The 12619-nt window shown below is 67.3% G+C and carries 13 protein-coding genes and 1 tRNA gene; 12 read left to right on the top strand and 2 right to left on the bottom strand.

Features of this window, described 5'->3' with window-relative positions; genetic code table 11:
• Positions 1–116: 116 nt before the first annotated feature.
• The 11 genes from uvrB to QZW52_RS15870 all read left to right on the top strand — a co-directional run bounded on the left by uvrB (position 117) and on the right by QZW52_RS15870 (position 9140).
• Entirely contained in the window at positions 117–2234 is a 2118-nt protein-coding gene (gene uvrB / locus QZW52_RS15920) for an excinuclease ABC subunit UvrB (protein WP_294000576.1), read from the top strand.
• Entirely contained in the window at positions 2231–2722 is a 492-nt protein-coding gene (locus tag QZW52_RS15915; protein ID WP_294000574.1) for a low molecular weight protein-tyrosine-phosphatase, read from the top strand. The genes uvrB and QZW52_RS15915 overlap by 4 nt, the downstream gene beginning before the upstream one ends.
• A gap of 98 nt (positions 2723–2820) precedes the next feature.
• A complete protein-coding gene (locus QZW52_RS15910; RefSeq protein ID WP_294000572.1) occupies positions 2821–3354 on the top strand; it encodes a Fe-S cluster assembly transcription factor in 534 nt (177 codons plus the stop codon).
• A 63-nt stretch (positions 3355–3417) separates the two neighbouring features.
• Positions 3418–4638: an IscS subfamily cysteine desulfurase gene (locus QZW52_RS15905; RefSeq protein WP_294000570.1), complete on the top strand. Its 1221-nt coding sequence runs from the start codon at positions 3418–3420 to the stop codon at positions 4636–4638.
• A 44-nt stretch (positions 4639–4682) separates the two neighbouring features.
• Positions 4683–5084, top strand: coding sequence for a Fe-S cluster assembly scaffold IscU (iscU, locus tag QZW52_RS15900; protein ID WP_294000569.1), 402 nt, complete (start codon positions 4683–4685; stop codon positions 5082–5084).
• Between the two features lie 8 nt (positions 5085–5092).
• Positions 5093–5416 carry an iron-sulfur cluster assembly protein IscA gene (gene iscA, locus QZW52_RS15895; protein WP_179634185.1) on the top strand — a complete coding sequence of 108 codons (324 nt, stop codon included), beginning with the start codon at positions 5093–5095 and terminating at the stop codon, positions 5414–5416.
• Between the two features lie 16 nt (positions 5417–5432).
• Positions 5433–5951, top strand: coding sequence for a Fe-S protein assembly co-chaperone HscB (gene hscB / locus QZW52_RS15890; RefSeq protein WP_294000566.1), 519 nt, complete (start codon positions 5433–5435; stop codon positions 5949–5951).
• A 31-nt stretch (positions 5952–5982) separates the two neighbouring features.
• Positions 5983–7851: a Fe-S protein assembly chaperone HscA gene (gene hscA / locus QZW52_RS15885; protein WP_294000564.1), complete on the top strand. Its 1869-nt coding sequence runs from the start codon at positions 5983–5985 to the stop codon at positions 7849–7851.
• A 32-nt stretch (positions 7852–7883) separates the two neighbouring features.
• Positions 7884–8222, top strand: a complete 339-nt coding sequence (gene fdx / locus QZW52_RS15880; protein WP_294000579.1) for an ISC system 2Fe-2S type ferredoxin — start codon at positions 7884–7886, stop codon at positions 8220–8222.
• 34 nt (positions 8223–8256) lie between these two features.
• Entirely contained in the window at positions 8257–8973 is a 717-nt protein-coding gene (gene dnaQ / locus QZW52_RS15875; protein WP_294000562.1) for a DNA polymerase III subunit epsilon, read from the top strand.
• 92 nt (positions 8974–9065) lie between these two features.
• Positions 9066–9140, top strand: a tRNA-Val gene (locus QZW52_RS15870).
• A gap of 52 nt (positions 9141–9192) precedes the next feature.
• Here QZW52_RS15870 and QZW52_RS15865 read toward each other — a convergent pair.
• Positions 9193–10167, bottom strand: a complete 975-nt coding sequence (locus QZW52_RS15865) for a Bug family tripartite tricarboxylate transporter substrate binding protein (RefSeq protein ID WP_294000577.1) — start codon at positions 10165–10167, stop codon at positions 9193–9195.
• Positions 10168–10280: 113 nt separating this feature from the next.
• Here QZW52_RS15865 and QZW52_RS15860 point away from each other — a divergent pair, with 113 nt between their 5' ends.
• Complete coding sequence (locus QZW52_RS15860; protein ID WP_294000560.1) at positions 10281–10949, top strand: alpha/beta hydrolase; 669 nt, start codon at positions 10281–10283, stop codon at positions 10947–10949.
• On the opposite strand, the gene ureC is transcribed toward QZW52_RS15860, so the two are convergent.
• On the bottom strand, positions 10946–12619 hold a 1674-nt coding region (gene ureC / locus QZW52_RS15855), incomplete at its 5' end, for an urease subunit alpha (protein WP_294000558.1). The two genes, QZW52_RS15860 and ureC, sit on opposite strands and share 4 nt — an antisense overlap.

Raw genomic sequence — 12619 nt, 5'->3', positions numbered from 1 at the left:
GAGAAGAGGGACATGTTCGGGCGTCCGGCAGACGTGTTGTGACGTGTTGTGGAAAGAACAGCCGCCTTCAGGTAGGCTGGGCGGTTGCGCCGATTTTACGGCGGGTCGGGAAATCCATGAGCCACATCGACTCCATCGAGAGTAAACAGCCGGCGCCTGAAGGGCAGTTCGTGTCGTTTCCGGACTCGCCTTTCCAGCTTTTTCAGCCGTATCTGCCTGCCGGCGACCAACCCGCCGCGATCGACCAGCTTGTGGAAGGCATCCAGGACGGCCTGACCTTCCAGACCCTGCTCGGCGTGACCGGCTCGGGCAAGACCTTCACGATGGCCAATGTCATCGCCCGCCTCGGCCGCCCGGCCATCGTCTTCGCGCCGAACAAGACGCTCGCCGCGCAGCTCTACGCCGAGTTCCGCGAGTTCTTTCCGAAGAACGCGGTCGAGTACTTCGTCAGCTACTACGACTACTACCAGCCCGAAGCCTACGTCCCGCAGCGCGACCTGTTCATCGAGAAGGACAGCGCGATCAACGAGCACATCGAGCAGATGCGCCTGTCCGCGACCAAGAGCGTGCTGGAGCGGCGCGACACGATCATCGTCGCCTCGGTCAGCGCCATCTACGGCATCGGCAAGCCCGAGGACTACACGCAGATGCGCTTCATGGTGCGTGTCGGCGACAAGATCGGCCAGCGCGACGTGATCGCGCAACTGATCCGCATGCAGTACACCCGCAACGAGACCGATTTCACCCGTGGCACTTTCCGCGTGCGCGGCGACACGATCGACGTGTTCCCGGCCGAGCATTCGGAACTGGCGGTGCGGCTGGAGCTGTTCGACGACGAGGTGGAGACGCTGCAGCTCTTCGATCCGCTCACCGGCCGGATTCGCCAGAAGGTGCCGCGCTTCACCATCTACCCGGCGAGCCACTACGTCACGCCGCGCGAGCGCGTGCTGGAGGCGATGGAAGGCATCAAGACCGAGCTGCGCGAGCGGCTGGCCGAATATGTCTCGCAAGGCAAGCTGGTCGAGGCGCAGCGGCTGGAGCAGCGCACGCGGTTCGATCTGGAGATGCTGCAGGAAGTCGGCCACTGCAAGGGCATCGAGAACTACACGCGCCACCTGTCGGGCGCGAAGCCGGGCGATCCGCCGCCGACGATGGTGGACTACATGCCGCCGGACGCGGTGATGTTCCTGGACGAGAGCCACGTCCTGATCGGCCAGTTCGGCGGCATGTACAACGGCGATCGGTCGCGCAAGTCCACGCTGGTCGAGTACGGTTTCCGGCTGCCGAGCGCGCTGGACAACCGGCCGCTGAAGTTCGAGGAGTTCGAGACCAAGATGCGCCAGGCGGTGTTCGTCTCGGCCACGCCTGCCGTCTACGAGAACACCCACGCCGGCCAGGTGGTCGAGCAACTGGTGCGGCCGACCGGGCTGGTCGATCCGCTCGTCGAGGTGCGCCCGGCCACCACGCAGGTCGATGACGTGCTGCAGGAAATCCGGCTGCGCGTCGAGGTGGGCGAGCGTGTGCTGATCACGACGCTGACCAAGCGCATGGCCGAGCAGCTCACCGACTACCTGGGCGAGAACGGCGTGAAGGTGCGCTACCTGCACTCGGACATCGACACGGTGGAGCGGGTGGAGATCCTGCGCGACCTGCGGCTGGGGACGTTCGACGTGCTGGTGGGCATCAACCTGCTGCGCGAAGGGCTGGACATTCCCGAGGTGTCGCTGGTGGCGATCCTGGACGCGGACAAGGAAGGTTTCCTGAGGTCCGAGCGCAGCCTGATCCAGACCATCGGCCGAGCAGCGCGCAACCTCAATGGCCACGCCATCCTCTACGCCGACCGCATCACCGAGTCGATGCGCAAGGCGATGGGCGAGACCGAGCGCCGCCGTGCCAAGCAGATCGCCCACAACGAGGCGCATGGCATCGTGCCGCAGAGCATCCGCAAGCACGTCAAGGAGCTGATCGACGGCGTGTATGGCGAGAAGTCCGGCAAGGACAATCTGCAGGAGCTGGCGCAGTTGCACGCCGCCGCGGAGGTGGAGGTGCTGTCCGAGAAAGACCTCGGGCGGCGCATCAAGCTGCTCGAAAAACAGATGCTCGACCACGCGAAGAATCTCGAATTCGAGAAGGCGGCCCGCCTGCGCGACCAGTTGGCGCTGCTGCGCGAGCAGGCGTTCGGGGCCTCGGGTGGCGACCAGATCGCGGTGCTGATGCCGAAGGCAGCGCGATGAGTGCGGTGCAGCGGGTGCTGATGGTCTGCACGGCCAACATCTGCCGCTCGCCGACGGCGGAAGCCGTGCTGCGACACCGGGTGCAGCGGGCGGGCTTGCATGGGCGCATCGTGGTTGATTCGGCGGGGACACGGGCATCGCACGAACAGTCGTACCCACCTGATCCCCGCAGCATCGCCCACGCCGCCCGCCGCGGCTACGACCTGACAGGGCTGCGCTCGCGGCCCGTGGTGCCAGCGGACTTTCTGCGCTTTGACCTGATCCTGCCGATGGATGACACCCACCTCGGCCCGCTTGGCGTCACGGCCCCGCCAGACGCATCGGCCCGCGTGCGGCTGCTGATGTCGTTCGCGCCGGCGGGTTCCGGGCTGGTGGTGCCCGATCCGTACTATGGCAGCGGGCCAGGCTTCGAACATGTTCTCGATCTGGTGGAACTTGCGTGCGATGGTCTGCTCGAATACCTGTACTCGCCTCAGGGTTCCCGCTAGTGCCACAGTCGTGACAAGCGGCGCACTTCGCTATAATCGAGTAAAACACTCGGGAAAGAGGGCGAGGGTCCGAACGCCAGTTCTAGGAGCTTAAAGCCATGCGATTGACTACCAAAGGACGGTTCGCCGTCACCGCGATGATTGACTTGGCCCTGCGGGAGCACAGCGGTCCCGTGGCCTTGGCTGCCATCAGCGCGCGTCAGCAGATTTCCCTGTCCTACCTGGAGCAGCTCTTCGGCAAGCTGCGCCGGCACGAGCTGGTCGAGAGCACCCGCGGCCCCGGTGGCGGCTATTCGCTGGGCCGCAAGGCCGAGGACATCACCGTGGCGGACATCATCGTCGCGGTGGACGAGGCCATCGACGCCACCGGCTGCGGCGGCGGCGAGAACTGCATGGGCGAGGACACGGGGCGCTGCATGACGCACGACCTGTGGGCGAGCCTGAACGCCAAGATGCTGGAACACCTGCACTCGATCTCTCTGAAGAGCCTGGTGGACGACCAGCTCAACCGCGGCGTGTCGGTGGAGGAAGCGCCCATCAAGCGTGCCATCTCCAGCCAGCCCGTGGTCAAGCCGATCAAGATCACGGCCCCCAATTCGGTGTTTGCGCTGGGATCGGCGCTCGCCAAGTAATCACACAGGTTCCGCGGGTGCGCCGCTCAGGTGGGCGGCGCTGCGGAACGACCAGGTTTCAACATGGACATGACCCCGCACTTCCCGATCTACATGGACTACGGCGCTACGACCCCGGTCGATCCGCGCGTGGTGGATGCGATGATTCCCTGGCTGCGCGAGCACTTCGGCAACCCGGCCTCGCGTTCGCACGCCTGGGGCTGGGAAGCGGAAGAGGCCGTCGAGAAGGCGCGGGCGCAGGTCGCCGGGCTGATCAAGGCCGACCCGCGCGAGATCGTCTGGACCTCGGGTGCCACCGAGTCGAACAACCTCGCCTTGAAGGGCGCGGCGCAGTTCTACAAGACCCGCGGCAAGCACATCATCACGGTGAAGACCGAGCACAAGGCCGTGCTTGACACCGTGCGCGAACTGGAGCGCCAGGGCTTCGAGGCGACCTACCTCGATGTCGAAGCGGATGGTCTGCTCGACCTCGACAAGTTCAAGGCCGCGATTCGCCCGGACACCATCCTCGCGTCGGTGATGTTCGTGAACAACGAGATCGGCGTGATCCAGGACATCCCGGCCATCGGCGCGATCTGCCGCGAACACGGCGTGATCTTCCACGTCGATGCCGCGCAGGCGACGGGCAAGGTCGAGATCGACATGGCGAAGCTGCCGGTCGATCTGATGAGCCTGGCCTCGCACAAGAGCTACGGGCCGAAGGGCATGGGCGCGCTGTACGTGCGCCGCAAGCCGCGCATCCGCATCGAGGCGCAGATGCACGGCGGGGGTCACGAGCGCGGCATGCGTTCAGGCTCGTTGCCGGTGCATCAGATCGTCGGCATGGGGCTGGCGTTCGAGATCGCCGGGCAGGAAATGGCGGAGGAAAACGCCCGCATCACCCTGCTGCACAAGCGCCTGCTGGACGGCCTGTCCGACATCGAGCAGGTGTTCGTCAACGGCGACCTGACGCGCCGCGTGCCGCACAACCTCAACATCTCGTTCAACTATGTCGAGGGCGAGTCGCTGATCATGGGCGTCAAGGGGCTGGCGGTGTCGTCCGGCTCGGCCTGCACGTCGGCGAGCCTGGAGCCGAGCTATGTGTTGCGTGCGCTCGGCCGCAGCGATGAACTGGCGCATTCGTCCTTGCGCATGACGATTGGCCGCTTCACCACGGTGGAGGAGATCGATTACGCCGTCGCCACGCTGCGTGACCGTGTGGCCCGGCTGCGCGAGTTGTCGCCGCTGTGGGACATGTACAAGGACGGCATCGACATCAGCGCCATCCAGTGGGCGGCGCATTGAGCGCCCACTGAACGGACACGACACGGGTTCCCAGGAGTAACACCATGGCATACAGCGACAAGGTCATTGACCACTACGAAAACCCCCGCAACGTCGGTGGCTTCGACAAGGGCGACGAGGACGTGGGCACCGGCATGGTCGGCGCACCGGCCTGCGGCGACGTGATGAAGCTGCAGATCAAGGTCAACCCGGTCACCGGGCTGATCGAGGACGCCAAGTTCAAGACCTACGGCTGCGGCTCGGCCATCGCGTCGTCGTCACTGGTCACGGAGTGGGTCAAGGGCCGCACGCTCGACGAGGCGCTGACGATCAAGAACACCCAGATCGCCCACGAACTCGCGCTGCCCCCCGTCAAGATCCACTGCTCGATCCTGGCCGAAGACGCGATCAAGGCCGCCGTGGACGACTACAAGGCCCGGCACGCCACCGCCGCCACCGCGCAATGAGTTCCGCCATGGCCGTCACGCTTTCCGAATCGGCGGCACGCCATGTGTCGCGCTACATCGCCCGCCGGGGCAAGGGCGTCGGCGTGCGCCTGGGCGTGAAGACGACGGGCTGTTCGGGGCTGGCCTACAAGCTGGAATACGCCGACGAGATCGCGCCCGAGGATGTCGTGTTCGAGGACCGTGGCGTCAAGGTGCTGATCGACCCGAAGAGCCTGCCCTACCTCGAAGGCACCGAACTCGACTTCGTGCGCGAGGGGCTGAACGAGGGCTTCAAGTTCCACAACCCGCGCGAGAAAGACCGCTGCGGCTGCGGCGAGTCGTTCCGCGTGTGACTGCGCGGTGTGACGCGTGAAGCTCACGGATTCTGATTTCGCGCTGTTCGGCGTGCCGCTGCGGTTCGCGCAGGACCGCCCGATGCTGGACGCCCGCTGGAAGGCGCTGCAGTCCGAGGTCCACCCTGACCGCTTCGCCAGCGAAGGCGGGGCGGCGCAGCGGGTGGCGATGCAGTGGGCGATCCGGGTCAACGAGGCGTACCAGCGCCTGAAAGACCCGCTCAAGCGCGCCGCCTACCTCTGCGAGCTGCACGGCGCGCCGATCGAGGCGGAGAACAACACCGCCATGCCCGGCGCCTTCCTGATGCAGCAGATGGAATGGCGCGAAGCCCTGGACGACGCCCGCACGCTCGACGCCGTGGAAGCCCTGGCCGAGGAGGTGCAAGCCGCCGAACGCCGACTGCAACAACAGCTCGCCACCCTCATCGACGAGCGCCACGACTGGCCGGCGGCTGCCGCGCAGGTCCGGGCGCTCATGTTTGTCGTGCGCTTTGCCGCCGACGTAGACCGGCGCCTTGACGCGCTCGGACACTGACTGAGCGCCGGTTGCTGCGCTGCCTGCCCCCATGGCCCTTCTCCAGATCTCCGAACCGGGGCAGACGCCCGACCCGCACACGCGCCGCATCGCCGTGGGCATCGACCTGGGCACGACGCATTCGCTGATCGCCGCTGTGCGCCACGGGTTGCCCGAATGCCTGCCGGATGCGCAGGGGCGGGTGATCCTGCCGTCGGCGGTGCGCTACCTGGGGGAAGGTCGGCGTCAGATCGGGGCCGAGGCGCTGGCCGCGCAGGCCGACGATCCGCACAACACGCTGGTGTCGGTGAAACGCTTCATGGGCCGGGCGCTGGCCGACATCGCGGATCGTGGGCGGCTGCCGTACCACTTCGTCGATCAGCCGGGCATGGTCGCCATCGAGACCCGCGAGGGCGTGAAGTCGCCGGTCGAGGTGTCGGGCGAGATCCTGGCGACGCTGCGCTACCGGGCCGAGGACACGTTCAACGAAGACTTGTTCGGCGCCGTGATCACCGTGCCGGCGTATTTCGACGATGCGCAGCGCCAAGCCACGAAGGACGCCGCGCAGCTTGCCGGCCTGAACGTGCTGCGCCTGCTCAACGAACCGACCGCCGCCGCCATCGCCTACGGGCTGGACAACGCGATCGAGGGCCTCTACGCCGTCTACGACCTGGGCGGCGGCACCTTCGACATCTCGTTGCTGCGCCTGTCGCGGGGCGTGTTCGAGGTGGTCGCGGTCGGTGGGGATTCCGCGCTGGGCGGCGACGACTACGACATGCGGCTGGCGCAAGTGCTGCTGGAACGCGCCGGTCTGCCGACGCTGGATACGCTGGATGCCCACGACAAGCGCGTCGTGCTGACAGCGGCCCGCGCCGCCAAGGAAGCGTTGTCCGGCGCCGATGAAACGACGGTGCAGGCCACGCTGAACAACGCTGTCTCGCTGACACAGACCGTGACCCGCGCCGAGTTCGAGGCCGCCACCGACGAGCTGACCCGCCGCACCATCACGCTGATGAAGCGCGTGTTGCGCGACGCCAAGGTGACGCCGGACGAAGTGCAGGGCACGGTGATGGTGGGCGGCTCGACGCGGATGCCGGTCGTGCGTGCCGCCGTCGCCGCCTTCTGTGGCCGCGAGCCGCTGGTCAACGTGAACCCGGATGAAGTCGTCGCGCTCGGTGCGGCGCTGCAGGCCAACGCGCTGGCGGGCAACGCGGCCGATGGCGAGATGCTGCTGCTCGACGTGACGCCGCTGTCGCTCGGGCTGGAGACGATGGGCGGGCTGGTCGAGCGCGTGATCGAGCGCAACTCGACCCTGCCCACCGCGAAGGCCCAGGAATTCACCACCTTCAAGGACGGCCAGACCGCGATGGCCATCCACGTCGTGCAGGGCGAGCGCGAGCTGGTGAGCGATTGCCGCTCGCTGGCGCGCTTCGAGCTGCGCGGCATTCCGCCGATGGTGGCCGGCGCGGCGCGCATCCGCGTGACCTTCCAGGTCGATGCCGACGGCCTGCTGTCCGTCAGCGCCCGCGAGCAGGGCTGCGGCGTCGAAGCCTCCATCGTCGTCAAGCCGAGCTACGGCCTGAGCGATGACCAGGTGGCCAACATGCTGCGCGAAAGCTTCACCGAAGCCGAGGGCGACATGCACCGCCGCAAGCTGACCGAAGCCCGTGTCGAAGCGGAACGCATGGCCCTGGCGACGAACGCGGCGCTGCTGGCCGATGGCGATCTACTCGACGAAGACGAGCGCACGCGCATCGACCGCTTGCTGCTCGCGCTGGCCGATACCGCCCGAGGCGACGACGCCGACGCCACCGACGCCGCCACCAAGGCGCTGGCCGACGGCACGGAAAACTTCGCCGCCCTGCGCATGAACCGCGGCATCCAGCAGGCCCTGACCGGCCGCCGCCTCGACGACGTTTGATGTCCGACAAGAAGAACCTGCAGTCCCCGACCATGCCCATCATCAAGATCCTGCCCCACCCAGAACTCTGCCCGCAGGGCGCCTCGCTCACCGTCGCGCCGGGCACCTCCGTCTGCGAGGCGCTGCTGGAAAACGGCGTCGCCATCGAGCACGCCTGCGACATGAGCGCGGCCTGCACGACCTGCCACGTCATCGTGCGCCAGGGCTTCGCGTCGCTGAACGAGATGGACGAGACCGAGGAAGACCTGCTCGACCGCGCCTGGGGGCTGGAGCCGGACTCGCGCCTGAGCTGCCAGGCGATCGTCGCGCAGAAGGATCTCGTCATCGAGATCCCCAAGTACACGATCAACCACGCCCGCGAGAACCACTGAGTCCGTATCAGTCGCCGAAGCCGCCGAGTTCGCCATGCGCCAGATCTTCCTCGACACCGAAACCACCGGACTCAACCCCGAGACGGGCGACCGCATCGTCGAGATCGGCTGCATCGAGATGGTGAGTCGGCGCCTGACCGGGCGCCATCTGCACCTCTACCTCAACCCCGAGCGCCCCGGCAGCCCAGAGGCGACCCGCATCCACGGCCTGACCGACGAATTCCTGGCCGACAAGCCGAAGTTCCGCGAGGTGGCGGCGGAGTTCGTCGAGTTCGTGCGCGGGGCCGAGGTCATCATCCACAACGCGGCGTTCGACGTGGGCTTCCTGAACGCCGAGCTGCGCCGGGTGAAGCAGCCCAAGGTGGCCGAGCTGGTCGGCGGCATCCTGGACACGCTGGTGATGGCGCGCGAGCAGTATCCCGGCAAGGCGAACTCGCTGGACGCGCTGTGCCGCCGCCTGGAGGTGGACAACACCAACCGGACCTTCCACGGCGCGTTGCTGGACGCGGGGCTGCTGGCGGAGGTCTACATCCGCATGACGCGGGGCCAGAACGCGCTGGTCATCGACGCCGACGAAGAGGCGGAAGAGGGCGGCCCGGTGGAGGCGGCGGATCTGGCCATCGACCTGTCCACGTTCACGCTGCCCGTGCTGCGGGCCAGCGAGGCGGAGGTCGTGGCGCACGGAGCGGTGCTGGCGGATCTGGACAAGGCCAGCGGCGGGAAAACGGTCTGGCGAACGATTTCTGCCTGAAACCCTTGCGCGGTTCAAAATGTCCATGGCATAATTTCGTTCTTGCTGCAGCGCACTGAACAAGTCAACGCAGCAAACCCGAACCCAGTTTCGGGCGGTTAGCTCAGCGGTAGAGCACTGCCTTCACACGGCAGGGGTCGCAGGTTCGAACCCTGCACCGCCCACCAGAACCAGCCCCGTAAGTCATTGATTTACGGGGCTTTTTCTCGCCTGGTCGGCTCAGTCCATCTTGATGTTGCCCGCCTTGACCACCTCGGCCCACCGCTGCGTCTCGGCGGACACGAAGTCGCCAAAGGCTTTGCCGGCGAGCGTCGGCGTCTCGGAGCCGATGTTGGTCCAGGCGGTCTTCAGCTCGGGGCTGTTCAGGGCGGTCTTCAGCTCGGCACTCATCTTCTCGACCACCTCGGCTGGCGTGCCCTTGGGTGCCCAGAGGCCATACCACGTCGCCACCTTGTAGGTCGGCACACCCGCTTCGGCCGCCGTCGGGATGTCGGGGAAGCCGGGCGCCCGCTTGTCGCCCGCCACCGCGATGGCGCGCAGGCGTCCGCCCTTGATGTGCGCGGCCGACGAGCCAAGGCCGTCGAACATCATGTCCACCTGCCCGCCCATCAGATCCTGCAGCGCCGGGCCGGCGCCACGGTAGGGGATGTGGGTGATGAAGGTCTTGGTCTGCATCTTGAACAGCTCGCCCGCGAGGTGGTGCGACGAGCCGTTGCCCGCCGAGCCGTAGGTCAGCATGCCCGGCTTCGAGCGGATGAAGGCCAGCAGCTCCTTCAAGTCCTTGGCGGGCACCTTCTGCGGATTGACGACGATGACCTGCGGGACGCTGGAGACCAGCGCCACCGGGATGAAATCGTTGGCCAGGCTGTAATCGAGCTTCGGGTAGATCGACGGTGCGATGGCGTGGTGCACTGCGCCCATGAACCAGGTGTAGCCGTCGGGTGCTGCCTTGGCCGCGACCCCGGCACCGACGTTGCCGCCCGCGCCGCCCTTGTTGTCGATGATGACCTGCTGGCCGAGCTGCTTCGTCAACTGCGCCGACAGCGGGCGGGCGAAGGCGTCGGTGCCGCCGCCCGCGGGGAAGGGCACGACCAGCGTGAGCGGCCTGGATGGCCAGGCGGTCTGGGCTGCCGCCGGCAGGCCCAGCACCGTGACAAGACTGCCCAGCAGGGTGAGTGTCAGGCGGCGGGGCATCGCGGTGTGCAGGACAAGGCGGGCAGTGGATCGGGTGGGTGTGTGCATGTGGTGGTGTCTCCTGGCGGCGCAGTGTGACCCGGAATGCCAGGGGCGCGCTATGCTGGATTCCCATGGCACTCGACACCCTTGAACTCCAGTCCGGCGACCACCCCGTCGCCAGCGTCATCGTCCTGCACGGCCTCGGTGCCGACGGCAATGACTTCGTCCCGATCGCCCAGGAACTCGACCTGTCGGCGATCGGCCCCGTGCGCTTCGTGTTCCCGCACGCGCCGATCCGGCCGGTCACGGTCAACGGCGGCATGCGGATGCGGGCGTGGTACGACATCTACGGACCCGACCTCGTGCGCCGCGAAGATGAAGCGGGCCTGCGGGCGTCGGTCACCGACGTGCAGGCGCTGCTGGACCGCGAGGTCGAGCGTGGCATCCCGCCCGAGCGCACCGTGCTGATGGGCTTCTCGCAGGGCTGCGCGATGACGCTGCTGGCCGGTCTGCGGGCGCCGCAGCGGCTGGCGGGGCTGGCGTGTCTGTCGGGCTACCTGCCGCTGGCGGCGACCACGGCCAGCGAGCGCAGCACCGCCAGCCAGAGCGTGCCGGTGTTCATGGCGCACGGCCGCGTCGATCCGGTGGTGGTGCTGGCGCGTGGCACGGCGTCACGCGATGCGCTGCTGGCGCTGGGCCACAGCGTCGAGTGGCACGACTACCCCATGGCGCATTCGGTGTGCCAGGAGGAGATCGAAGACCTGAATGCGTGGCTGCTGAAGGTGCTGGCGGCGGCCTAAAACAAGAAATACCGCTGCGCCATCGGCAATGAAGTCGCCGGCTCGCAGGTCAGCAACTGCCCGTCCGCCCGCACCGTGTAGGTCTGCGCGTCGATCTCCATCACCGGCAGGTAGCTGTTGTGGACCATGTCGGCTTTCTTCGCCACGCGGCAACCCTTCACCGCCGCCAGCGTCTTGCGCAGCCCATACGCCGCGCCCACCCCGCCCGCGAGCGCCGACTGGCTGACGAAGCTCAGTGACGTGCGTGTCAGTGCGCCGCCATACGAGCCGAACATCGGCCGGTAATGCACCGGCTGTGGCGTCGGGATCGAGGCGTTCGGGTCGCCCATCGCGGCCATCGCGATGAAGCCGCCCTTGAGCACGAGGCTCGGCTTCACCCCGAAGAACGCCGGCCGCCAGAACACCAGATCCGCCCACTTGCCCACCTCGACCGAGCCGACCTCGTGGCTGATGCCGTGCGTGATCGCGGGGTTGATGGTGAGCTTGGCGAGGTAACGCTTGATGCGGGCGTTGTCGTGGCGGTCCGAGTCGCCGGGCAGCTTGCCGCGCTGCGACTTCATCTTGTGCGCCGTCTGCCAGCAGCGGATCAGCACCTCGCCCACGCGGCCCATCGCCTGCGAGTCCGACGAGAACATGCTGATCGCGCCCAGGTCGTGCAGGATGTCCTCGGCGGCGATCGTCTCGCGGCGGATGCGCGATTCGGCAAACGCCAGATCCTCGGCCAGTGACGCATCGAGGTGGTGACACACCATGAGCATGTCGAGGTGCTCGTCCAGCGTGTTGATCGTGTACGGCCGCGTCGGGTTGGTGGACGAGGGCAGCACGTTCGGCTCGCCGACCACTTTCATGATGTCGGGTGCGTGACCACCGCCCGCGCCTTCGGTGTGGAAGCTGTGGATGGTGCGGCCCTTGAAGGCGGCGACCGTGTCCTCGACGAAGCCGGACTCGTTGAGCGTGTCGGTGTGGATCGCCACCTGCACGTCCGTCTCCTCGGCCACGCTCAGGCAGTTGTCGATCGCGGCCGGTGTCGTGCCCCAGTCCTCGTGCAGCTTCAGGCCGATCGCGCCGGCCTCGACCTGCTGGCGCAAGGCTTCCGGCCGGCTCGCGTTGCCCTTGCCGAGGAAGCCGATGTTCATGGCAAAAGCGTCCGCCGCCTGCAGCATCCGGGCGATGTTCTCGGGGCCAGGGGTGCAGGTCGTTGCGAACGTGCCCGTCGCCGGACCCGTGCCGCCGCCGAGCATGGTGGTCACGCCCGAGGTCAGCGCCTCCTCTATCTGCTGCGGACAGATGAAGTGGATGTGGCTGTCGATGGCGCCGGCCGTGACGATCATGCCTTCGGCGGCGATCACCTCGGTGCCGGGACCGATCACGATGTCCACGCCGGGCTGCACGTCCGGGTTGCCGGCCTTGCCGATGGCGCAGATGCGGTGGCCGCGCAGGCCGATGTCGGCTTTCACGATACCCCAGTGGTCGAGGATCACCGCGTTCGTGATGACGCAATCGACCGCATCACCCGGGCCGGGGCCGTTCGGGCGCTGGCTCTGGCCCATGCCGTCGCGGATGGTCTTGCCGCCGCCGAACTTGACTTCCTCGCCGTAGCCGCCGGCGCGCAAGGTCAGATCCTGTTCGACTTCGAGGATCAGGTCGGTGTCGGCCAGCCGCAGCCGGTC

It is taken from the genome of Sphaerotilus sp. (genome assembly GCF_013299175.1).
Taxonomy (GTDB): Bacteria; Pseudomonadota; Gammaproteobacteria; order Burkholderiales; family Burkholderiaceae_C; genus Sphaerotilus.
The sequence above is the reverse complement of the archived record's forward strand: the minus strand, read 5'-3'. Positions and strand labels throughout refer to the sequence as shown.